The sequence below is a fragment of the Pseudarthrobacter sp. TE9888 genome, from assembly GCF_056279345.1.
This window is the reverse complement of sequence record NZ_JBWBRD010000002.1, coordinates 1990039-2011602: the sequence shown is the minus strand read 5'-3', so window position 1 is coordinate 2011602 and position 21564 is coordinate 1990039. Positions and strand designations below refer to the sequence as shown.

Here is a 21564-nt window from a genome sequence, read left to right as displayed (position 1 = left end):
CCCCGGTCAGGGCGTCGGAGCGGCGGCAGGAATGACGGGCAGCTTGTCCGTGTCCGCGGTGCGCCGGTTTTCCCTCGGGCAGCTGAGCTTGCCGGGCGTCTGGTCCACCAGGTCTGCCGGGGCGAGCGCCTTGTAGTCCTGTGCCAGGATCACGTCCACGCTGGCATCGGTCCTTCCGTCCTGGAAGTAGTCCGAGCCGGGCACATGGCGTTGCACCGTGAACGCCGATGCCTGCCCTGCGGCACCCGACACCACGGCGGCCACGCCCCGGTAGCCGGCGTTGATGTTCGACACGTTCCCCACGATGAACTTGCGTGCAAGGAATTCGTCCGCCACGGACCGGGCAATGCCTGGCCGGCTGGTGGAGTTGTAGACGTTGAGGTTGACCTTGTCCGGCGGCACGTAGTCGTACATCGAAGCCGGGCAGGATGACACCGGGGCAGGAGCGGGCTCCGCGGAGGGCAGCTTCAGCCGGCCATTGATGATGGCCGTGGCAACGATGATGCCGGCGGCGATCAGGCCGATCAGCATGACCAGCACCACCCCGTGCAGCACACGGCGCCGTACCCGGGCGGTTTCGTCGGCGTCCCTGGCCGCCTCCATGGCGGCGCGCAGTTCAGGGCCGGTAACAACGTGGTGGCCGTGCAGGACACTGGGGTCCTTTGGCCGTTTGCTAGCCATCGAGCACCAGGACCCGGGCATGGATCGCGGTGCGCTGGTGCAGGGCGGTCCGCACCGCCCGGTGGAGGCCGTCCTCCAGGTAAAGGGTCCCTTTGTACTGCACGACGTGCGGGAACAGGTCGCCGAAAAATGTTGAGTCTTCCGCCAGCAGCGCTTCCAGGTCCAGGGTGCGCTTGGTGGTCACCAGTTCATCCAGCCGGACCGGCCGCGGCGGCAGCGACGCCCACTGCTTGGGGGTGCTGTAACCATGGTCGGGGTAAGGGCGGCCCTCGCCCACAGCTTTGAATATCACCATGCAACAGTAGGCACCGCCGTGCCCCAGCGAAAGTGGCAGGGCTGGCGCGCGGCAGGTTGTAGCCAAACAGTGACCATCCGATCCACGGGCGTGCCGCCGGTGGGCGCGGAGCGGCGCCGGTCCTGCTGACAGAATGGATCCATGACAGTCTCCGAGTCCCCTGCCGTGTCCGCGCCCGGAACCAGCCAGCCGGCGGAGCCGCCTCTGGCCCTCCTGCTGGACGTGGACGGGCCGGTGGCCAGTCCGGTGACACGTGACGTCAAGCCCGGCATCATCCTTGACCTGGTGGCCCTCGCCGCTGCGGGCATCCCGGTCATCTTCAATACCGGACGTTCCGACGCCTTTATCCGCGAACAGGTCATGGAACCCATGATCGCGGCGGGCATCCCGGCGGGAACTGTCATCCACGCCGTCTGCGAAAAGGGCGCGGTCTGGTTCAGCTGCACCTCGGCCGGCCCGGGCCCCATCCACGTGGACCGGGAGCTTGCCGTGCCGGCAGCCTACGGCGACGACATCCGCCGGCTGGTGGCGGAGGACTACGCCGCCCATATGTTCTTTGACGAAACCAAGCGCGCCATGGTGTCCGTGGAGCAGCACATCAACGTGCCCAGCGCCGACTACCTGGCCGAGCAGAAACTGTTCGATGCGGAGGCCATGGAACTTATGGCACGGCACGGGCTGGGTGTGGTCCGGCTGGACCACCATGCACCAAATTCCGACGACGAGGTGGACTACCGGGTGGATCCCACCATCATTTCCACCGACATTGAGTCGGTGCGGCTGGGGAAGGACCTGGGCGCCAGCCGCGCGGTGGAGCTCCTGGCAGCGCAGGGCATCACGCCCCAGGCGTGGCGGACGGTGGGCGATTCCCGCACCGATTACGCCATGGCGGACTGGCTGCACCACAACGACCATCCGGTGAAGCACGTCGATGTGCGCCCGGCGGACGGTATTCCCAGCAAGCCGTATCCGGTGCTGACGGCAGCGGACCTGGGGCTGGAGGACACAGTGATCCACGACGACGCCGGCGGAGCCTTCCTGCACGCGTGGCGGGACGCGCTGGGCGCCTGAGCCGCTGCCGGGCGGACAGTCGACTCACCCGCCGCCGCTGTGCCACGAAACCTTCCGTTACCCGGGCAGGACTATCATGCAGGTAAGAATGCCCACTACCACCAGCACGGAGACAACCATTACAGAAGCACCGGTCCAGGACGAGGTTTACTACGGCGCCCAACCGTCCGTGGAAGAACAATTTCACGCCGAAATCACATCGGCAGCGGCTGAGCAACGCCTCAAGCACCGCCCCGACGTCATCCGGCACAAGGGCCGCCACGCCCTGATCAACGACACCCGGACCCCCTACCAGGCCATGGTGGAAGACCTGCTGTTCCTGCGCAACGTCCTGGCCAACGCCGGCCTTTCGTACCTCCTTGTCCGCGGCAACAACGACCGGCCGGTGGTGGCCCTGGACTGGAAGGACCGGAAGAAACTCCGGGCCGCCCTGGTGGATGCCTGCCGGGACGAACCCTTCTATTCCATGACCGTGGACGCCAAGAAGAAGACTTCCGTCCTGGTGGCGGACGGCGAGCTCTCGCCCAACCGGCAGGGACGCATCTTCCGCCTCTACCGGCCGCGGGTGGAACCCGTGGGCGGCTTTGAGTTTGGCGCCTCCGCCGGTGTCCAGATCGAGTTGTGGGCCTTTGAAGGCGAGCAGCTGATCCTCCCCATCGAGAACTCGCTGACCCGCCGGACGCTGTTGCGCCAGGATGCGGTCCGCGGCACCGTGGAACGGTATGGCCACACCTGGCCCACCATCGAGAACATGTTCGCCGATCACGCCAGCGATATCAGCTTCGATGTCGACATCGTGTTCTCCTGGGTGGACGGCAGCTCCCCCGAATACATCGCGGCCCGCCGCGCCCAGCAAAAGGGACATGTCCTGGGCGAAGGCGACGACCACGAGGCCCGGTTCCGGCAGATCAACGAACTCAAGTACGCGCTGCGGTCCGTGTACATGTTTGCGCCGTGGATTCGGCGCATCTTCATCGCCACTGACTCCCCCGCGCCTGCGTGGCTGGCGGACCACCCGTCCGTCACGATCGTCCGCAGCGAGGAGTTCTTCTCAGATCCCTCGGTGCTGCCAACCCACAACTCGCAGGCCGTGGAGTGCCAGCTGCACAACATCGAGGGGTTGTCCGAACACTTCCTCTACTCCAACGACGACATGTTCTTCGGCCGGCCGGTGGGCCCGGACATGTTCTTCACCCCCGGGGGCATCACCAAGTTCATCGAGGCTGAAACCAGGATCGGCCTGGGCGAAAACGACGCCGAACGCAGCGGGTTCGAAAACGCGGCCCGGGTGAACCGCAAGCTCCTCTGGAACCGGTTTGGCCGGATCACCACCCGCCACCTGGAGCACACCGCCGCGCCGCTGCGGCGGAGCGTCGTGGACCAGATGGAAGAGGAGTTCCCGGAAGAGTTCCGGAAGACCGCTGCCAGCCGCTTCCGGGCAGCGGACAACATCTCCGTGACCAACTCTTTCTACCATTACTACGCCCTGCTGACGGGCCGGGCCGTCACGCAGACGGCGGCCAAGGTGCGTTACGTGGACACCACGATGCGCTCGGGCCTGAAGTACCTGCCCAAGCTGCTGGCCAAGCGGAACATGGATTTCTTCTGCCTTAACGACGGCAGTTTTCCTGAGGTCAGCGCCGATGAGCGGGCCGAAGTGGTGACGGACTTCCTGGAACGGTACTTCCCCATCAAGGCACCCTGGGAAAAGTAGTCCGCACGCGTTGCCCGGGCCGGTCCGGCAGCCGGGCCGGCCGGAGCAACGATCCTAGCTCCGGCTGGGTGCGCCGAGCTTGGTGCTGCCGCGCTGTTTGGTGGTCTCCGGAATCCGGACGCCGGCAGCCTGCAGCCGCCGGGCCGTCTCTTCCGGGGAGACATATTCGCCCACGGTGGGCGCACTGCCCATGGGCACCACGGAGTGCACGATGGTGTGTTCGTACACGTGCACCAGGTTGAAGGCCTGGCCCCCGTCCTGGCCACGTGTTCCACCCACGGGTACGTTCAGGTCCTGGGTGTAGCAGGAAGCCGAAGCGACCGAGACGGGCACGCCCGCAAAGCTCGCCGTGGTGGAGTAGTGCAGGTGGCCGGCCAGGATGGTGCGGACGTCCGAATTGCGCACCACCGCTGCCAGCGAAGCCTGGTCGCGCAGTTCCACGAGTACCGAAAGGTCCAGCACCGACGGAACCGGGGGGTGGTGCATCGCAAGGATGGTGCCGTCCGGTGCAGGGGTTTCCAGCTGGCGGGCCAGCCACTCCAGCTGCGCCGGGCTCAGTTCGCCGTGGTGGAACCCGGGCACAGTGGTGTCCAGGGTAATGACACGAAGGCCATTGATGAAGTAACTATGGTCCACGGGCTCGTCACTGCCGGGCTGGTCCAGCAGGCCCCGGCGGAAGTTGGCGCGGTCGTCATGGTTTCCCATGGCCCAGATGACCTGGGCTCCGAGTTCCTTGCAGGCCGGCTCGACGATGGCCCGCAGCTTTACGTAAGCCTGGGCGTCACCCTTGTCGGCGAGGTCACCGGTGAAGATAACGGCCTCAGGCCGGGCCCCTGACGCTTTGACTTCGTCGAACAGCTGGGCAAGCCTGGCTTCGCTGTCGACGATTCCGTAGAGGGGTTCCGGACCTCCCAACAGGTGGGGATCGCTCAGGTGGAGTAGGAAGTGGCGTGGCCGGGGGTGTTCGGCCTCGATGTGCTCCATTGCTACCTCTATGGTTGGTGGGAAGCCGTTCTTCCCTTGTACCCTTCAGTAATATTTATCCAATCAGACATTTGGCAAACATGGGGTAAATCGCCGTGGCTGATGTGGAAAAAGTTAAAAGAACTGTGCTTTTGCAGGCCGGATTCGGCCCACTGCCCGTTTATCCCAGCGTCTGTTCGATGGCGTCTGTCACCTCTTCCGAGTCAGGTTCCACGGTGGGGGCGAACCGGGCCACCACGTCCCCCTCGCGGTTGACCAGGAACTTCTCGAAATTCCACTTCACCAGCCCCGGCAGCAGCCCTGTCTTGAACCTGGTGAGTTCGGAATAGAGCAGGTGCTGGTTCCGGCCGCGGACGTCGGCCTTGGCTGTCAGGGTGAATGTGACGCCGAAGTTCCGTTCGCAGAAGTCCGCGATGTCGCTGTCGCTTCCAGGTTCCTGCCCAGCGAACTGGTTGCACGGGACGCCCAGGACCTCGAACCCGCGGTCATGGAACTTCCCGTAGAGCGCCTCCAGTGCGGCGTACTGTCGCGTGAAGCCGCAGTTTGAGGCCACGTTGACCACCAAAACCACCTTCCCTTTGAACTGGCCGAAATGTGTCCTGGTGCCGTCGTTCAGGATCAGCGGGATCGGATAGAGGGGTCGCGGGCGGCGCGACAGCAGGAAATTGCTCATGCAGGGTATTCGGTGCCGGCGGCGGGCCGTACGGGTCCGGCGCAAAAAATTTCCTAGGGCGGGGGTGCCGTTGGGGATGGCTCGGTCACGGCGGGAGTTGGCGAAGGGGCGGGTTCCGCGGGTGGAACAGTGGGGTCGGGTTCCGGCGTGGCAGTGATGGGTGCCGGGACGGGCACGGGGTCAACAGGCGCCGGCACGGGTTCAACGGGCACTGGCGCAGGAACGGGCTCAGCAGTGACGGGCACGGGAGCAGGGGCCGGGTCGACAGGTGCCGCCTCCACGGGGGCGGGTTCGGGCTCGACGGGCGTGGGAGTAGGCGCGGGTTCGGTCGGCGACGGCGACAGGCTTGCCGGGTCAGTAGGCGCAGGTTCCGTCGGTGCAGGTTCCGTCGGTGACGTGGGCGACGGGCTTGCCGGGTCAGTAGGCGCAGGTTCCGTCGGTGCAGGTTCTGTCGGTGACGTGGGCGACGGCGAGGGCGTCACAGGTTCCGTCGGTGACGTGGGCGACGGCGACGGGCTTACAGGATCAGTCAGAGCCGGTTCCGTGGGGGACGGCGTTGGGCCTACAGGATCAGTCGGTGCAGGATCCGTCGACGCAGCAGGCGACGGCGATGGGCTTGCCGGGTCCGACGGCGGCGGCGCGGCACTGTCCGACCGTGCAGCACTTGGCGGGGTCGTCGTCGTCAATTGCACGTCGGGTGGCGGCAGCACAATGCCCGTCGGTTGGGACGGTGAGGGCGCCGGCCCCGGGACCGGGAGCGGCGGGAAGGGCGAAGCCTGCAGGCCGGCCGCAGGGAGTCCGTCACCCGGATCGATCTGCAGGGGAATGGTCCAGCTGATCCGGCCGCCGGACAACCCTGTGCCCGGCGCATAGGAAACCATGTCAGCCGGGAAGGACTGGCTTATCGCCCGCAGCTGGAGGAAGGTCCACCTCAGGGGGTTCGTGTAGCGGCCGTTCAGGACGGCTTCAAAGTGCAGGTGGCAGCCCGTGGACCATCCGGTGGTGCCCACACGGGCGATGACCTGCCCCACCCGCACCTGGTCACCGGTGTGCACACCGATCGATTCCAGGTGGTTATAGGTAGTGATGAGCCCGTCGCCGTGGTCAATCTCTATCCGGTTTCCACCTCCCCAGGGGTGCCAGCCGGCTGCCCGCACAACACCGGAATCAGCTGCATAAACCGGCGTCCCGCACGGCGCTGCGTAATCCTGCCCCAGGTGGAAGTCCCCCGCCGACCCACTGATCGGACTCACCCGGAAACCGAACGGCGAACTCGGACTCAGGAGCTGCAGGGGTGCCATCAGGAATCCAGCCAAGGGCCTGCCCGCGCCGGCAGGGCCAACAGTCAGGGCTGCCGCTGTGCCAGGGTCCGCGCCGCCGATCGCGGTGTGCGGGAAGGCCAACGTGGCCTGGGGACTGGAAAGTATGGTGGGCGGAGGGGGCGCGGCACCCAGGTGGCCTGCCGCGGACGAAGCTGGTCCGCTATCCGGTTCCAGGCCGTTGACCGTTCTGGAAATTCCGTCCATGGCAGCAGCGCCGGGGGTGGCCCCTGTTTCGGAAACCGACCGGGCAAACTGCGGCGGCTCAGCGGAGCCTGCGGACAGGTTCACGGCATAAACAGATGCCGCCAGGACACCGGCGGCGGCGACGGCACGGGCGACAGGGGGAAGGGTGTGCTGGGCCGGCTTCCGGTTGCCGGGCACTGAATTCTTGCCCAATTCACTGACTCCAGGACGTGTCCTGCCGCGCGTTGTCTCGACGGTATGTCCCATGGGACCACAGGACCGCAGGGGTGGAAACCCCAAAGCTGGAGTATGCGGGTTTTTTGTGGGCCGTTAGGGGGTGGGAGGCCGCGCTTCCCCACCGGAGCGGCCGTGCCGGCGGAAATGGGCAACAATGTCTCATGCGCAATGTCCTTCGTACCTGGCAGGACGAGATCAAGAAGACGTTCTCCGGCAGGGCCGACGCCCCGCCGGACTGGACGCTGAAGCTGGCCGAAGGGGACGACCCCGGCTACCACCTGCCCGGCTCCGCGGTTTGGGCGGTGCACGGCTCCATGACGCCCATTGTGGGTGGTATCCGCACGCTGCTGATGCAGTCGCTGCATCCGGGCGCGCTGGCGGGGGTCCACGAGCACTCCAACTTCCGCGATGATCCCCTGCGGCGGCTGGCCAACACCATCCGCTGGATCTTCACGGTGACCTATGGGTCCACGGCGGCCGCGGAGGAGGCAACCCGGCGTGTCCGCCACCTGCATGAGCCCGTTCAAGGCACCTACCAGGACAACGACGGCGGGGTACGCCCCTACAGTGCCAACGATCCCGGACTGGCCAACTGGATCCATCTGGCCTTCACCGATGGCTTCCTCGCAGCCCACAAGATCTGGGGCAAGCCCATCCCTGGCGGCACCGACGCGTACGTCCGGGAATGGGCCCAGGCCGGGATGCTGATGGGAGTGGAAGACCCGCCGCTGACGGAAGCACAGCTTCACGGCCAGCTGGAACGGTGGTACGAAGGGGGCGAACTGCGTACGGACGCGCGGGTCAAGGAAACTGTGGAGTTCATCCGCAATGCGCCGCTGCATCCCCTGCTGAAGCCTGGATACCGGATCCTGTTTGCTGGTGCCGTGTACAGCCTGGAACCCCGGTACCGGCACATGCTGGGACTTTCCGTTCCACGCCTTGGCCCGTTTCCACTGCCGGTCCGGCTGGCAACCAAGGCGGTGCTCGTCGTCGTCCATTTTGCCCTTGGCGGCCCGCTGAGGCGGATGGGTCCCAGCGAAACGGCAGCGAGGAAGCGCCTAAGGCGGCTTGGGGAACCGTTGGCAGACGCGGCCTGATCCCCAGTTTCGGGGCCTGTAGGCTCCGCATATAGCAAGAACCCGGCCCCGGGTTACCGGGGCCGGGTTCTTGACCGGCGGAGAATGGGGGATTTGAACCCCCGAGGGCGTTAACCCAACACGCGTTCCAGGCGTGCGCCATAGGCCGCTAGGCGAATTCTCCAACTGCTTCTGAATCAAAAGCAGGTACTAGATTACCTGAAGTTTTCCGCATCGCCCAATTGGCTCCTCCGGCGCGCGTTTTGGACGGCACCCGCACTCCCCGGCGAGCGGGTGCCGGGGGTGTCTTTTAATCTGGAAATGGACGCCCCCAATGCGCCCATTCCCTGGTGCACCGTTGAACTGCCGGGTCCGTTCCGTTACGCCAGGCCACGCAGCTCACAACCTTGAGATTGCCCCAATCGGTGTACATACCCATGATCGCGGGTGGGGCAGAGATGCGCAATGGAAATCCATGCCTGCACTGCGCTTCTTCGGCCACGTACCGGCCGTGCGTTCGCTCCGGCTGCGGCGGCAGGCGCCGATTCGAGTCGGACAGCATGTTCGGGTAAAGTATCTGACGGCCCCTCATGTGGCGTCATCCTGTTGAACTCCCCCAGGACCGGAAGGTAGCAAGGGTAGACGGGCTCTGGCGGGTGCATGGGGGGTCTTTACTATTCCCCCACAGGGCGGCATGATGTCAGCCCGGATTGGTAGGGTTTTCTTCGTGACAGTTACTACCGCCCTGTACCGCAGATACCGTCCCGACTCGTTCGCAGACGTTATCGGGCAGGAGCACGTCACCGAGCCCCTGATGACGGCTTTGCGAAAAAACCGCGTCAACCACGCCTACCTCTTCTCCGGCCCCAGGGGTTGCGGCAAGACCACGTCCGCCCGCATCCTGGCCCGCTGCCTCAACTGCGCCCAGGGGCCAACGGACACCCCCTGTGGAACCTGCCCCAGCTGTGTGGAGCTGGCCCGCGGCGGCTCAGGCTCCCTTGACGTCATCGAAATCGACGCCGCGAGCCATGGCGGTGTTGACGACGCGCGGGACCTCCGCGAGCGGGCCACTTACGCTCCGGTTCGGGACCGCTACAAGATTTTCATCATCGACGAAGCCCACATGGTTACCTCGGCCGGGTTCAACGCCCTGCTGAAGATCGTGGAAGAGCCGCCGGAACACATCAAGTTCATCTTCGCCACCACGGAGCCGGACAAGGTCATCGGGACCATCCGTTCCCGGACCCACCATTACCCGTTCCGGCTGGTACCGCCTGAGCCCCTGATGGCATACCTTGAGCTCCTGTGCCGCCAGGAAAACGTCCCCGTGGCCCCTGGCGTCCTGTCTCTGGTGATCCGCGCCGGAGGCGGTTCCGTCCGTGACTCCCTCTCCGTCCTGGACCAGCTCATGGCAGGTGCGGGACCCAACGGGCTGGATTACGAGCTCGCCGTGGCCCTGCTCGGCTATACGCATGCCTCGCTCCTGGACGACGTCGTGGAGGCCGTGGCCGCTTCCGACGCGGCCACCGTGTTCCGCGCCGTGGACCGGGTCATCCAGACTGGCCACGATCCCCGAAGGTTCGTCGAGGACCTGCTGGAGCGCTTCCGCGACCTGATCATCGTGCAGGCCATGCCCGAAAGCGCCCACGCCATCCTGCGCGGGATGCCCGCAGACCAGATCGCCCGCCTGCAGAACCAGTCCCACAACCTTGGCGCCGCCGAACTTTCACGGGCTGCCGATGTCACCAACACGGCCCTGACCGAAATGACCGGCGCCACCTCACCCCGGCTGCACCTGGAGTTGCTGTGCGCCCGGATCCTGCTCCCCAGCTCCGAGCAGAACGAACGGGGCATGGCCGCACGGATCGACCGCGTGGAGAGGCGGCTGAACTACGCAGGGACCGACGTCGGTGCCCCCGCAATGGCCACGCCCGCCCAGCCCGCGGCACCAGCAGCGCTCCAGGCGGCTCCAGCCGCCGCCCGCGCGGACGCCCCCTCGGACTCCCAGCGTCCGCAGGAGCCGGCCGCCCAGGGCTCTCCGGCGGAGGGCTCTTCGGCGCAGTCCGCGCCGTCCCGGTCCATGACGACGCAGTCGGTGCCAACCCCGGCCATCCCCGAAGAATCCGCAGCGGGGCAGCCTGCGCCTGCCGGTCATGCACCTTCGCAGGCCGGAAACGGTTCATCTGCCGCAGACCAACCCGCCCAGGGAAGGCACGAAAATCCCGTTCCGGCCGGTCCGGGAGCTCCGTCGACGCCCGGTTCAGTTCAGCGGCAGGACAATCCTGCCGCTGACGGCCCCCGCAGCCCGCTGACGCCGCCGCGCGTCAGCACCAGCGACTGGCCCGTTGAGGAACCGGCCCGCGGCCGGGCGCCTCAGGACCCTGCCGCTCCAGGCACCCCCACGGCCGCGCACCAACCGCCCGCAGCGGCGCCAGCCAACCCAGCGCCGCGGCCCGAGACTGCACCGCAGGCACCTGCCCGCCAGGTCCCGCCCGCGGACCAGCACGCACCCGGCTCGCCCGTTCCGTCTGCTCCCCCGGCCATGGGCGACGTGGAGGTCCTACGCCGGGCCTGGCCGGACGTCCTGCAGACACTGTCCAAAATAAAGCGCAGCACCTGGGCCCTCGTTGAGCCCAATGCGCAGGTCCAGGGGTTCGACGGCAGTGTCCTGACGCTGTCCTTCACCACGTCCGGGCTTGCCGGCGCCTTCGGCAGGGCGGACCACTCGGACAACCTGCGCCAGGCCATCCACAAGACTGTCGGTATTGACTGCCAGATCCAGGCGGTTGCCGGCGGCGCCAGCCAGGCGAGCTCTGAGCCAAACCCAAAAGTACCCGCCAGCCCGGTGGTTCCGGCCACTTCAGCTGACGTTGCCTGGGGGCTGGCTCCTGCGCCTGTCGGGGCAGCACCCACTGCGCAGGCTCCTGCAAGTGCGGCTGTCTCCGGGGCGCCGCTTGGCGGGAATGCGGGGAACCCAGCCGGCGCCGGAGGCTCCAGCGCCAGGAGCACCACCCCTGCCGCCCGCTCGGGCAGCTCCGCCGTTGCCGCCGGCCCGGCCGCGGCACCCGCCGTCGTTCCCTCTGCTGCCGCCCCGGCCGGGGGCAGCAGCACGGAAGTGGCCTCCGCTCCCGCCATCCAGGGGCCAGTGTCAGGGCGCGAGTCTGTCAACGGCGGGAACGCTGCTGCCCGGCCGTCCGCCACGGACGCCGCGCAGGCCGCCTACCCCTCGGCAGGGGGTGACTACTCCTATTCCGATGACGACTGGGGCCCACCCCGGGATGAGGATGCTCCCCCGCTGGATGAGGAGCCTCCCATGGACTGGGAGCCTTCGGCGCGGCCGGGCGGCCGGACGGCATCACCGTCCCCCGCCACTGGTGTCCCGCATTCGGCAGCCGGCGCCCGCCCGGGAGCTGCCCCGCCCACCCAGGAGGCTCCCTCCGGCGCCCCGGGCTCGAGTACCGCTTCCCGCTCCGAATCCCCGCAGGCCGACGCCGCCCACGATCCCTGGACCAGGGCCGTGGAGCAGGCACCCGGCGTATGGGTGGTGGGCGACAAGAGCAACGTGGGTGCCGCTCCTGCTTCGGGCTCGGTGAATGACAACATCGGGGCATCGGCCGACGTCCCCCATTACGAACCCGCAACCGCCCAGGTGCCGCCCTCCATACCCGTGGCCCCTGCCGCGGCGGCAGCCGTCACGGCGCCGTCCTGGGCTCCGGGTCCGGGTTCCGGCTCCGACCACGGTGATCCGGCTTCGGGAACCTACCAGGCGCCGTCCCCTGACCGCGCTCCGGTTCCCGAATTCGCCATGGCGGCTGCTGCCCCCTCCCCTGTTGCTCAGGCCGAAACTGCCAGGGCCGCCGTCGCCCCGGCTTCGGTGGCACCGCCCGCGGCGGCGCCCACCCGTCCCCAGCCAGCGGCTGCCGCGCCGGTTGCTGCCCCTGCCGCCGGTCCGACCCAAACGCGGCAAAGCCTCTACCAGCGGCTTTCCAACAGCCCTGAAGCGGAGGCTGGACGCGCCAAGGCACCGGCCAGGGCCGCTGCCGCACCAAGCGCGTACGTTCAGGACATCCCTAGCGCCGACGATGAAACCATCGAGGAATCGGGCGTATTCGGGCGGGCCGCCGTCGAACGCATTTTGGGCGGAAAACTGATCGAGGAGCGGTCCCTGGACGGAAGCCCTGTGACGCCACGCTATTGACGGCTGTGGTGCCTGCCCCGCAGGGCCAACTGACTGATCCATCCGCTATCCACACGAAGCTAAAGAGGAAAAAGTGTACGAAGGTGCCGTCCAGGAGCTGATCGATGAGCTCGGACGCCTTCCGGGCGTGGGCCCCAAATCCGCGCAGCGGCTGGCTTTCCACATCCTTGAAGCCGATCCCCAGGACATGAAGCGGCTGGTCGAGGCAATTACCACCGTCAAGGAACGGGTGAAGTTCTGCACCGTCTGCGGCAACGTCACGGAACAGGAGCTGTGCAACATCTGCCGCGACCCGCGACGCGACCCCGCGGTCATTTGCGTCGTGGAGGAGTCAAAGGACGTCCTGGCCGTGGAGCGCACCCGTTCGTTCCGCGGCCGGTACCACGTCCTGGGCGGGGCCATCAATCCCATCGCCGGCGTGGGGCCGGAACAACTGCGGATCCGTGAACTGCTCACCCGGCTCAACGACGGCGAAATCCAGGAAGTGATCATCGCCACCGACCCCAACCTGGAAGGTGAGGCGACGGCGACCTATCTTGCCCGCATGCTGAAGACAATCGGTATCGCAGTCACGCGCCTGGCCTCCGGCCTTCCCGTGGGTGGTGACCTGGAGTACGCCGACGAGGTCACCCTTGGCCGCGCCTTCGAGGGGCGCCGCAACGCCCTGGGCTGAGGCTGGCCGGCCCGCTGCCCGATCACGCGCTTCCGGCTTGTCCCGACGGAACCCGGCGCCCCCTCGACATCATCTGAGCCCCAACGACAAGCAATCCCGCTAGGCCGCCCTGAATCAACAGGCCGGCTGCACCCAACGGCATGCGGGCCGCATCGCTGTTCAAGGGCTCTCCGTTTACGCAAGCTACCTGGGTCCCGTCGGCCGGTTCCTGCAGCCGGGTCGAAACCCAGCCAAGGAGCTCGTTGCCGGCGTCCTGCTCCGCGGCCAGCATAACGAACACCACGATGGGGCTTGAGGCGGCCAGCCACATGATGCGGTCCGTGCGCTAAACCTCCGCCGTTCCTGCCGGAACGCTGGAGCATTCATAAGCCATGACGATGCCGTTCTGCCCACGTTGCACATTCATCGCCACGGTTACCGGTTCCTCCGATCTGACAGTGGGGAGCAGCAGGACGCAAGTTCCGATGCCGCCGGCCACCAGGAAGATTGCCACGAACCACCCTGCGGCCACAGCCCAGGTGTGGCTCCGCACCATGGATGCCACCGCAGCCCCCATGCCGCTCCAGCCATCGGCGCGCGCAGTTCCGCGGTGTCCGGCAAACGCCCACCATGGCCGGAATGTGGTCACAATTCAACGTCCCTCCGGGCACGGCGATAAACTGTCCCAAGGATTGCCGCGCCCACCCGGCGCCGGGACGCCTGGCCTCCAAACTCCAATTGACCCAATGAAGGTATGCGCATGAGTACGCCCACCACCGAAGTGCACAACGCAACACAGCCGCAGACGGCATCCGCTGCCGGCGCGGTGACCAAGCAGCTCATTGTGCAGAAATTCGGCGGCTCCTCCGTTGCCGACGCTGCCGGAATCAAGCGCGTGGCCGCGCGGGTGGTCGCTGCCCAACAGGCCGGCAACGAGGTGGTGGTTGTCGTCTCGGCGATGGGCGACACCACGGACGAACTCCTGGACCTCGCCGCGGAGGTCACCGATTCAGCTCCCGCCCGCGAAATGGACATGCTCCTGTCCGCTGGTGAACGCATCTCCATGGCACTGCTGGCCATGGCCATCAACAAGCTTGGCGCCTCGGCCCAGTCCTTTACCGGGTCACAGGCAGGCATGATCACCGACGGAATCCATGGCAAAGCCCGGATCATCGACGTCGACCCGCACCGGATCCGCACCGCCCTGGACAAGGGCAACATCGCCATCGTTGCCGGCTTCCAGGGCATGAGCCGTGCCACCCATGAGATCACCACCCTTGGCCGCGGTGGCTCCGACACCACCGCAGTTGCACTGGCGGCGGCCCTGGAGGCGGACGTCTGCGAGATCTACACGGATGTGGACGGCATCTTCACCGCCGATCCGCGGGTTGTCCCGTCAGCCCAGAAGATCGACACCATCTCCAGCGAAGAGATGCTGGAACTTGCTGCCTCGGGCGCCAAGATCCTGCACCTGCGCTGCGTCGAGTACGCCCGCCGGTTCGGCGTACCGCTGCACGTCCGTTCCTCATTCAGCCAGCATGAAGGCACCTGGGTCATCCCCAGCGCCGACGACAAGATCACCACTCAAGAGGGAGTTGCCTTGGAGCAGCCAATCATCTCCGGCGTTGCGCACGACCGTTCCGAAGCGAAGGTCACCGTGGTCGGCGTCCCCGATATTCCCGGCAAGGCCGCCGCGATCTTCCAGGTCATCGCCGACGCCCACTCGAACATCGACATGATCGTCCAGAACGTGTCCACCCACGGCACCGGCAAGACGGATATCTCCTTCACCCTGCCCATCATTGAAGGCGCCGACGCCCTGGCCGCGCTCCACGCCGCCCAGGACCAGATTGGCTTCGAAGCCATCGAATACAACGAGAAGATCGGCAAGCTGTCGCTGATCGGCGCCGGCATGCGGTCCCACCCGGGCGTCTCCGCCACGTTCTTCAAGGCCCTGTCAGACGCCGGCATCAACATCAACATGATCTCCACCTCGGAGATCCGCATCTCGGTGGTGACGCACGCCGACCTGCTGGATGAGGCCGTGCGCGTCATCCACAAGGCGTTCGGGCTCGACACCGAAAGCGAAGTGACAGTTTACGGCGGCACCGGCCGCTAGGTACCACCGGAAAAGCCGGGCCGTCCCTCCCCGTGAAAGGAGAAGGACAGCCCGGCTTTTCCGTGCCCGGGAGCGACCGGGAAAAATTAGGTTTCGCGTTCCAAATCTTCGCGGCGCACCGCGTAGTGGTGGCCGGTCGAATCGGTCTCCACCACGAAATGAGACAGGTCCTCTTCGGAGGCCTGTTCAAATTCGTCATGTTTGTGCACCACGGGCGCATCGGCGTCCAGTCGGGTGGCGGGACCAAAAACGAAGCGGAGCCGCTCGGTCAGGCCCATGAAACTGGTAAGGACATGTGCCACTGTTTTCCACCCCCTTCCCGAATATCGGGCGAAAGTGCCGCCGGTCTCCGTCAGGAGCCAATGCCCCCATTTTATGCCCGGCACAGCAAAAAGGCTCCGGCGGAGGGGCGGCGGAATTGCTACCGAAGGGAGCGGTCCTCGGGGTTCTTCGGCACCACATAGGTGCTGCCGTCCGGCCTGGTGATGGTCTCCCACTGCTGGGTTTCCGCCTGGCGCTGGGCCAACAGGCGGCGGTTCTCTTCAGTCATGTCGTGTGCCAGGGCGCTCCGGTTGGCAGGCCCGAAAACGGCCCGCAACTTACCGGTGGCGCGCATGAAGCGCTGGGAGGCGTTGCCCTTGTCCGCGGTCCTGTCCTTGCCCATGAAGAGGTTCCTTCCACTCACTGCCGGCTACAACAAATGTACACTAATGATTAGTGCACTAACAATTGGAGGGCAAATGACTGCAACGACGGCAACGGACGCGGAAGCAACAAACCCGGCACCCGACGAAGACCTGCTGCTTGAACATCAGCTGTGCTTTGCACTGACGGTGGCCGCCCGCAGTGTTGTAGGTGCCTACAAACCCGTACTCGAGAAGCTCAACCTCACGCATCCGCAGTACCTGGTGATGCTCTGCCTTTGGGAGGAGAGCCCGCGCACCCTCCGGAACATCAGTACGGCCCTGGCCCAGGAGCCGGCCACCATCTCTCCGCTCCTGCGCCGGCTGGAAGCAGCGGAGCTGATCACGCGGCGCCGTGTGGACGGCAACGAGCGTGCCCTGGCCGTGGAGCTGACTCCCAAAGGCGCCGCCCTGCGGGAGCAGGCGCTCCAGGTACCGGGAACCATGATGGAACGGCTGGGGTTGACCCGGGACCAGGTCACCGAACTGCACGCATCCATGATGGGGCTGATCGCCGCCACCTCCCAGTGACTGCCCGCGGCAGGGCGACGGCCTGCCAGCCCCATGCCAAGCGACTAGAATTACTGGACGAAGGGGAGGTGGCCTGATGCCGAAATTCCGGATGCTCGCAGCATTCCTGGCCGTTGCCGCCGGCCTGGTCTCGGGCTGCAGCGGCACCCCCGACAATGGCACGTCCGCGTCGACAGCGCCCTCCACGACATCGGAGGCCTCCCCGGCCGGCCCTGCCGCCCCCTCTCCGGACACAGAAACCTCGGTACCGGCGCCAGCCCCCGCCACGTCGCGGCCGGCCGAGGGCCCGGGACAGGGAAATGCCGAGCTCGCCATCACCGTGATTCCCTCACCGGGCGCCCCCGAGGTCGACTACACCCTGGTTTGTTCCGCGGGCACTCCAGCCGCCGAAAGCAGCCATCCGAACGGCGTTGCCGCCTGCGCCGCCCTGAAAGCGAATCCAGGCATCCTGGCCCCGCTCCCGGCAGGGACGTCGCGGCCCTGCACCCAGCAGTACGGCGGCCCCCAAACAGCCACCGTCACGGGCATGGTGGACGGCGTCGCCGTAGATTCGACGTTTGCGCGGACCAACGGATGCGAGATCAGCGCGTGGGACGCTGCCAAGGACGTATTGGGCGCAACCGGTGGAGCCTCTTAAGGTCCTTGCGGCCGACACTGCGCGGGCAAGGCAAGAAGCCCACCTGCAGCGCGTCAGCCGCTACGCCGATCCTTACCTGGCCCGCCGGTCTGCAGGACAAAAGCACCCGGTGGAGGATTTCCTTTTCACCTACTACACGCAGAAACCAGGGCAGCTGAAGCGCTGGCACCCCGGCGCCGGCGCGGTCCTCACCGGCGCCCAGGCTGCCGAACGGCTTGGCTGGAAGCATTACAGGAAGCTCGACGACGGCGAGCTAGGCTCCCTGGGCCTGCCTGCGGGAAGTACGGCGGCCACCTTCGACCGGCACGCCTTTTTGGCGGACCGGAGCGACGCGATGGCGTTCGCCGGCATCATCCTCCGAGGCACCTCGGCCCGGCCGGCCCAATTCGGCTGTTTCGGCCTGCATGAGTGGGCCATGGTTTACCGGCAGGACAAGTTTGACCTCCGCCACGAATACCTGCAGCTGCGGCTGGGTGCGACGGGCACGGACAAGGTGGTGGAAGACAACAGGATCCGCTGCACCCATTTCGACGCCTTCCGGTTCTATACCCCGGACGCCATCCCGCTCAACGAGCACTCCCCGAGCAGGGAGACCCAACGGCACTTGGAGCAGCCCGGCTGCCTGCATGCCAACATGGACCTCTACAAGTGGGCTTACAAACTGCTGCCGGCGCTGTCCAGTGAGCTGGTCATGGACTGTTTTGAACTGTCGTGGCGGATCAGGGCCATGGATATGCAGGCGTCCCCGTATGACCTCGCCGACTGGGGCTACCCCGCCATCCCCATTGAGACGCCCAGCGGCAAGGCGGCCTACGTTGAGCACCAGCGCGCCTTCGCAGCCGAAGCGGGGGTCCTGCGCGGCCGGCTGGCAGCGGACCTTGGAGCCATCGCCGGGGGTGCGGGCCGGTGATCGACCTGACCATCAGCATCCGGGACCACCCCGAGGCACCCGAGCACGTATTCCGGCTGGTCTCCAAGGACGGCCATCCGGATGCCGGGACCACGATGCCTGAGCCTGCGGCCGCCCTGGCCGCCGTCGAGCGGTTCGGCGAAAACGTCTTCTTCCCTCAGCCAGGGCCGCCAAGGCTGTGTACGCAGCAGTATGGCGGTCCGCAGATCGCTGTGGTCACCGGAACGTTCCATGGCCGGGACGTCCACTCAACCTTCACCCGTACCGACGGCTGCGAAATAGCGCGGTGGAATGCCATGGGTCCCCTGCTGGGCGGGACTGCCACCTAGCTCTCTCCGCCGGGACCGCGGTGCGGAAACGAAAAAGGTCCCGGGTGGCCTGGCGACCACCCGGGACCTCCCCCCATGTCTTCCCGGTCAGGTGGCGGGGACCTCCTGTGCCAGGCCAAGCTGGGGAGCGCCGGCCGGGGCGGAGGCGGAGCCCGCTCCCACCTGCACGTTCACCCAAGTTTTGATGCCGTTGCTGCCAATGCTCAGCCGGGAGAGGTAGGACCCCTCGGAAAGTCCCGTCCAATTGAGCGTGGCCGAGGTGGCGGTTCCGTTCGGCGCCACGATGGGGTTCGGATTTACCGTCAGGTTGCCGGCGTCACCGGCGAAGGAGACTGCCTGGACCGAAGCGGTGGCAGGCCCGTTGTCCGGGGTGGCGTACAGGTTCGCCACCACATAGTAGGTCCCGGGACGGGGTGATTCGAGGTCCAGGAACTCACTGGCCGATGCCGTTGCCACCTGGGTGGCTGTGAGGCCCCCGGATCCGTTCGGTGCGTAGACCACCATGTCCCAGTCGACGTCGTTCGACTGCGCCTGGATGCCCAGCCGGGCAAACGAGGCGCCGGCCGGCACCTTCACCTGGAGCAGGGCGTTGTGCGCGTCGTTCGTGGGAGCGTACGCTCCCGGGGTTTTGGTGATCGCGGTCTGGCTCAGGGGTGCCAGACCCTCTACTCCGACGGCGATGGGGCTGTCCGAGCCGGATACGAGGTTCATCGATCCGCTCCCGGTGCCCGTGGCCGAGCTGAAGGAGAACGACGGAGCGATCTGGGCGTCAACGGGCCGGATGGCGATCGGTGAGCCAACCGTCCGTGGCCCCTTCCAGGTGAGGCTGCCGGTGCTGAACTTGCCCACAGGGGCGCTAACGTTCCGGATGGTGAGGGTCACCTCACGGGTCTGCCCGGCCTTGGCGAAGTTCAATGCCTTGGGTTCGACGTTGACGTTGAAGCCGGGCATGTTCACTTCGGGACGGTACATGCCCGGGACCAGCGCGGTCAGCTTGCGTTTGACCTGGACTTCACCGACGAGGCTGCCCAGGGCAACCGAGGGAACGTTCAGGTCGCGCGCAGCGATGGTGCCTGCCTGCGGCGCTCCGGTTTCCACGCCCTGTCCGTTGAGGAAGCCGAGCCAGTCCTGGATGCCTGAATCGTAGACCAGCCCGGGATCAAGGACACGGGCGGAGTCGATGTGGCCGGCGCCGCCCTGGAAGGGATCGGTATTGGGCGTGCCATCGGCGTTCACCAGCGGGTACGCGGTGGTCATCATGGCGGACTTCACCATGGCGGGGGTCCACTTGGGCTGCTTGCCCAGCACCAGGGCACCGAACCCGGCGATGTGCGGGGCTGCCATGGAAGTGCCGGACATGAAACCGAACTGATCGCCGTGGTTGCCGATGGTGGAGACGCCGGCCAGGACGTTGACACCCGGGGCCGAAATGTCAGGCTTGAGCAGGTCACCGCCGGACGCAAGCGTGGGCCCGCGGGACGAGAAGCCCGCAATCTGGGGCGCGGCTGCCGGGGGGAGCCCCGTCAGGTCGCCCTTGACCAGGCTGACGGTCAGCGCCGGATTCGCTTCGAGCTTGGACTTCAGTTCCAGGCTCTTGGGCGCGTTGACGTGGACGGTGGGGACAGCGTGGTTGTCAGCATCCTCGGAGCTGCTGGTGAGGTTCACCAGGATCATGCCCACGCCACCCTTGTCCAGGACTTCCTGGCTCTTGGCGGTCCGGTCCACCACACCGCGGTCGCAGACCACAACCTTGCCGGCCACCTTGGCGGCGTCAAGGGTTCCCGGGCCGCAGAGGTTGGGGTTGGCCGCACCGGCAGCGGCGGCAGCAGCAGCCAGGACCACAGGCTTGTCCGCCGGCTCGGACTTCATGATCGAAGCGCCGCGGTACAGCGATCCGTCGGATACCTTGACCGTGCCCACCAGGTCGCTGGGAAAGGTTGCGGCGGCCACCGTGGTCAGCCATGGCGAGGCGTGGTTCACGGTGGAGGCCGTGGGACCGGAATTTCCTGCCGAGGCAGAGACAAAGATGCCGGCGGCGGCGGCGTTCAGGAATGCCAGCGCCACGGGATCGGTGGTGCTGTTGTTGTTTCCGGAGATGGAGTAGTTCAAGACGTCCACTCCGTCCTTGATGGCTGCGTCCACGGCCTCAACCGAAGCGGAGGAGTAGCAGCCGCCGGTGTCCGGGTTGGTGTCCTCCCAGCAGACCTTGTAGACCGAAACCTTGGCGGCCGGCGCCACGCCGGAGCTCCTGCCGAAGCTGGCCCCGTCGATCACCTGCTCGATATTGGCGTTGCCGGCGGCCGTGGTGGCCGTGTGGGTGCCGTGGCTTCCCACGTCCACGGGTGAGATCTGCTCTTCGGGGGCACGGTTTCCGGGTGTTACGTACTGCAGGAAGGAATCCGCGAAGTAACGGGCCCCGATGACTTTGGAATTGCAGAGTGATCCGTCAAAAGATGCCCCCGTTCCCTGGCCTTTCTGGCATTCACCCTCGAATGTGGTGCCGTCCGCTTTGAGCATGGCAATTTTGCCGTCGCCGGTGCGGTAGGGAACGCCAACCTGCGCCTCACCCTGCAGGGGCTTCAACGGTTCCCCTTGAAGGAAGGGGTTGTCCGGGGCATAGCCGGAATCGATAACCCCGACCACCACTCCCTTGCCGGCGTTGGCTTCGCCCCCGAACTGCTTGGCCCACGCCCCATCAGGACCGGTGAGCTTGAGGAAGTCGGTGGTGGTGTAGTCGGGTTTGTTCTCGACGTCCGGCGCCACCACCATGACACGCTTGTCCTTGGACAGGGCTCCCGCCTGCGCCGCGGTCAGTTCCGCCGTAAACCCGTTCAGGGCCGCGGTGTACTGCTTGGCGGGCGTCACTCCCTGCGCAGCTGCAACGTCGCGCTGCTGCTTGCGCAGATGGGCGTCATAGGCCTTGTAGTTGGGACTGCCCGCGTCGAGCTTCCTGCCCTGCTGCGGCTTGGTAGCGCCCAGGCCGGCAGTTCCGCCTTCATAGGCCGCCGCAGCCGGGCCGGCGAGTACCACGATGTACCTGCCGTCCTTGAACTGGCCGTCCTTGGCGCTGGAGGAGGCGTTTCCGGCGGCCTGGAGGTCAGGCGCCGCCGAAGCGGGCCCCACTGCCAGCGAGCTGAGGATCAGGGGCAACCCGACGGCCAGGGCGGCCGCCTTCCGGAGTCCCCCAGCCCGCAAGGGGCTCTTTCCAGTTGATTTCACGTGCAACCCTTTCACGATGTGCCGCCCAGAGTGGTGGGCGCCCCGAATGA

19 protein-coding genes, 1 tRNA gene, 1 other RNA gene and 1 pseudogene are annotated in these 21564 nt (G+C 66.6%); 12 read left to right on the top strand and 10 right to left on the bottom strand.

What is annotated here, in order from left to right:
• Positions 1 to 6: 6 nt before the first annotated feature.
• Both ACZ9J7_RS10100 and ACZ9J7_RS10095 read right to left on the bottom strand, forming a co-directional pair.
• Entirely contained in the window at positions 7 to 681 is a 675-nt protein-coding gene (locus tag ACZ9J7_RS10100; protein WP_476209084.1) for a LytR C-terminal domain-containing protein, read from the bottom strand.
• Positions 674 to 973 (bottom strand): type II toxin-antitoxin system VapB family antitoxin, encoded by a 300-nt coding sequence (locus tag ACZ9J7_RS10095; RefSeq protein ID WP_026266165.1) that lies wholly within the window; start codon positions 971 to 973, stop codon positions 674 to 676. The genes ACZ9J7_RS10100 and ACZ9J7_RS10095 overlap by 8 nt, the downstream gene beginning before the upstream one ends.
• A gap of 144 nt (positions 974 to 1117) precedes the next feature.
• Between ACZ9J7_RS10095 and ACZ9J7_RS10090 the strand changes: the two genes are divergently transcribed.
• Together ACZ9J7_RS10090 and ACZ9J7_RS10085 are read left to right on the top strand one after the other, a co-directional pair.
• Positions 1118 to 2047, top strand: coding sequence for a hypothetical protein (locus tag ACZ9J7_RS10090; RefSeq protein ID WP_476209082.1), 930 nt, complete (start codon positions 1118 to 1120; stop codon positions 2045 to 2047).
• 76 nt (positions 2048 to 2123) lie between these two features.
• Positions 2124 to 3761, top strand: a complete 1638-nt coding sequence (locus ACZ9J7_RS10085; RefSeq protein WP_476209080.1) for a stealth family protein — start codon at positions 2124 to 2126, stop codon at positions 3759 to 3761.
• A gap of 54 nt (positions 3762 to 3815) precedes the next feature.
• Here the strand turns inward: ACZ9J7_RS10085 and ACZ9J7_RS10080 are convergent, their stop codons facing one another.
• Both ACZ9J7_RS10080 and ACZ9J7_RS10075 read right to left on the bottom strand, forming a co-directional pair.
• Positions 3816 to 4745 (bottom strand): phosphodiesterase, encoded by a 930-nt coding sequence (locus ACZ9J7_RS10080; RefSeq protein WP_476209079.1) that lies wholly within the window; start codon positions 4743 to 4745, stop codon positions 3816 to 3818.
• A gap of 160 nt (positions 4746 to 4905) precedes the next feature.
• Positions 4906 to 5418 (bottom strand): glutathione peroxidase, encoded by a 513-nt coding sequence (locus ACZ9J7_RS10075; RefSeq protein ID WP_476209077.1) that lies wholly within the window; start codon positions 5416 to 5418, stop codon positions 4906 to 4908.
• A gap of 234 nt (positions 5419 to 5652) precedes the next feature.
• Between ACZ9J7_RS10075 and ACZ9J7_RS10070 the strand changes: the two genes are divergently transcribed.
• Complete coding sequence (locus tag ACZ9J7_RS10070) at positions 5653 to 6291, top strand: hypothetical protein (RefSeq protein WP_476211915.1); 639 nt, start codon at positions 5653 to 5655, stop codon at positions 6289 to 6291.
• Positions 6292 to 6365: 74 nt separating this feature from the next.
• Here the strand turns inward: ACZ9J7_RS10070 and ACZ9J7_RS10065 are convergent.
• Positions 6366 to 6719: pseudogene (locus ACZ9J7_RS10065) on the bottom strand (M23 family metallopeptidase); the annotation flags it as partial.
• Between the two features lie 602 nt (positions 6720 to 7321).
• Here ACZ9J7_RS10065 and ACZ9J7_RS10060 point away from each other — a divergent pair.
• Positions 7322 to 8257: an oxygenase MpaB family protein gene (locus ACZ9J7_RS10060; RefSeq protein ID WP_476209076.1), complete on the top strand. Its 936-nt coding sequence runs from the start codon at positions 7322 to 7324 to the stop codon at positions 8255 to 8257.
• Between the two features lie 78 nt (positions 8258 to 8335).
• Here ACZ9J7_RS10060 and ACZ9J7_RS10055 read toward each other — a convergent pair.
• Positions 8336 to 8420, bottom strand: a tRNA-Ser gene (locus ACZ9J7_RS10055).
• A gap of 395 nt (positions 8421 to 8815) precedes the next feature.
• Between ACZ9J7_RS10055 and ffs the strand changes: the two genes are divergently transcribed.
• The 3 genes from ffs to recR all read left to right on the top strand — a co-directional run bounded on the left by ffs (position 8816) and on the right by recR (position 13107).
• Positions 8816 to 8912, top strand: an RNA gene (gene ffs / locus ACZ9J7_RS10050) — signal recognition particle sRNA small type.
• Between the two features lie 21 nt (positions 8913 to 8933).
• The gene (locus tag ACZ9J7_RS10045) at positions 8934 to 12434 is read left to right on the top strand and encodes a DNA polymerase III subunit gamma and tau (protein ID WP_476209075.1); all 3501 of its coding nucleotides are present in this window, start codon (positions 8934 to 8936) and stop codon (positions 12432 to 12434) included.
• 73 nt (positions 12435 to 12507) lie between these two features.
• On the top strand, positions 12508 to 13107 hold the full coding sequence (recR, locus tag ACZ9J7_RS10040; RefSeq protein WP_141158226.1) for a recombination mediator RecR: 600 nt from the start codon (positions 12508 to 12510) through the stop codon (positions 13105 to 13107).
• 325 nt (positions 13108 to 13432) lie between these two features.
• On the opposite strand, the gene ACZ9J7_RS10035 is transcribed toward recR, so the two are convergent.
• Entirely contained in the window at positions 13433 to 13735 is a 303-nt protein-coding gene (locus ACZ9J7_RS10035; protein ID WP_476209074.1) for a hypothetical protein, read from the bottom strand.
• Between the two features lie 111 nt (positions 13736 to 13846).
• Here ACZ9J7_RS10035 and ACZ9J7_RS10030 point away from each other — a divergent pair, with 111 nt between their 5' ends.
• Complete coding sequence (locus tag ACZ9J7_RS10030; protein ID WP_476209072.1) at positions 13847 to 15205, top strand: aspartate kinase; 1359 nt, start codon at positions 13847 to 13849, stop codon at positions 15203 to 15205.
• Between the two features lie 86 nt (positions 15206 to 15291).
• Here the strand turns inward: ACZ9J7_RS10030 and ACZ9J7_RS10025 are convergent, their stop codons facing one another.
• Both ACZ9J7_RS10025 and ACZ9J7_RS10020 read right to left on the bottom strand, forming a co-directional pair.
• Complete coding sequence (locus tag ACZ9J7_RS10025) at positions 15292 to 15507, bottom strand: hypothetical protein (RefSeq protein WP_141158228.1); 216 nt, start codon at positions 15505 to 15507, stop codon at positions 15292 to 15294.
• 119 nt (positions 15508 to 15626) lie between these two features.
• A complete protein-coding gene (locus tag ACZ9J7_RS10020) occupies positions 15627 to 15869 on the bottom strand; it encodes a hypothetical protein (protein ID WP_476209070.1) in 243 nt (80 codons plus the stop codon).
• A gap of 76 nt (positions 15870 to 15945) precedes the next feature.
• Between ACZ9J7_RS10020 and ACZ9J7_RS10015 the strand changes: the two genes are divergently transcribed.
• The 4 genes from ACZ9J7_RS10015 to ACZ9J7_RS10000 all read left to right on the top strand — a co-directional run bounded on the left by ACZ9J7_RS10015 (position 15946) and on the right by ACZ9J7_RS10000 (position 18295).
• Positions 15946 to 16419: a MarR family winged helix-turn-helix transcriptional regulator gene (locus ACZ9J7_RS10015; protein WP_476209068.1), complete on the top strand. Its 474-nt coding sequence runs from the start codon at positions 15946 to 15948 to the stop codon at positions 16417 to 16419.
• A 76-nt stretch (positions 16420 to 16495) separates the two neighbouring features.
• Entirely contained in the window at positions 16496 to 17056 is a 561-nt protein-coding gene (locus tag ACZ9J7_RS10010; RefSeq protein ID WP_476209067.1) for an SSI family serine proteinase inhibitor, read from the top strand.
• A complete protein-coding gene (locus tag ACZ9J7_RS10005; RefSeq protein ID WP_476209066.1) occupies positions 17043 to 17966 on the top strand; it encodes a 3-methyladenine DNA glycosylase in 924 nt (307 codons plus the stop codon). Before ACZ9J7_RS10010 ends, ACZ9J7_RS10005 begins: the two co-directional genes overlap by 14 nt.
• Complete coding sequence (locus ACZ9J7_RS10000; protein ID WP_476209065.1) at positions 17963 to 18295, top strand: serine protease inhibitor; 333 nt, start codon at positions 17963 to 17965, stop codon at positions 18293 to 18295. Before ACZ9J7_RS10005 ends, ACZ9J7_RS10000 begins: the two co-directional genes overlap by 4 nt.
• Before the next feature lie 87 nt (positions 18296 to 18382).
• Here the strand turns inward: ACZ9J7_RS10000 and ACZ9J7_RS09995 are convergent, their stop codons facing one another.
• Positions 18383 to 21490, bottom strand: coding sequence for a S8 family serine peptidase (locus tag ACZ9J7_RS09995; RefSeq protein WP_476211832.1), 3108 nt, complete (start codon positions 21488 to 21490; stop codon positions 18383 to 18385).
• Positions 21491 to 21564 lie beyond the last annotated feature (74 nt).

Excerpts from the sequence above, each read along its gene's own strand:
- ACZ9J7_RS10100 (WP_476209084.1), bottom strand. The coding sequence starts at position 681 with ATGGCTAGCAAACGGCCAAAGGACCCCAGTGTCCTGCACGGCCACCAC.
- ACZ9J7_RS10090 (WP_476209082.1), top strand. The coding sequence starts at position 1,118 with ATGACAGTCTCCGAGTCCCCTGCCGTGTCCGCGCCCGGAACCAGCCAG.
- ACZ9J7_RS10085 (WP_476209080.1), top strand. The coding sequence starts at position 2,124 with ATGCAGGTAAGAATGCCCACTACCACCAGCACGGAGACAACCATTACA.
- ACZ9J7_RS10080 (WP_476209079.1), bottom strand. The coding sequence starts at position 4,745 with ATGGAGCACATCGAGGCCGAACACCCCCGGCCACGCCACTTCCTACTC.
- ACZ9J7_RS10075 (WP_476209077.1), bottom strand. The coding sequence starts at position 5,418 with ATGAGCAATTTCCTGCTGTCGCGCCGCCCGCGACCCCTCTATCCGATC.
- ACZ9J7_RS10060 (WP_476209076.1), top strand. The coding sequence starts at position 7,322 with ATGCGCAATGTCCTTCGTACCTGGCAGGACGAGATCAAGAAGACGTTC.
- ACZ9J7_RS10045 (WP_476209075.1), top strand. The coding sequence starts at position 8,934 with ATGTCAGCCCGGATTGGTAGGGTTTTCTTCGTGACAGTTACTACCGCC.
- ACZ9J7_RS10030 (WP_476209072.1), top strand. The coding sequence starts at position 13,847 with ATGAGTACGCCCACCACCGAAGTGCACAACGCAACACAGCCGCAGACG.
- ACZ9J7_RS10020 (WP_476209070.1), bottom strand. The coding sequence starts at position 15,869 with ATGGGCAAGGACAGGACCGCGGACAAGGGCAACGCCTCCCAGCGCTTC.
- ACZ9J7_RS10015 (WP_476209068.1), top strand. The coding sequence starts at position 15,946 with ATGACTGCAACGACGGCAACGGACGCGGAAGCAACAAACCCGGCACCC.
- ACZ9J7_RS10010 (WP_476209067.1), top strand. The coding sequence starts at position 16,496 with ATGCCGAAATTCCGGATGCTCGCAGCATTCCTGGCCGTTGCCGCCGGC.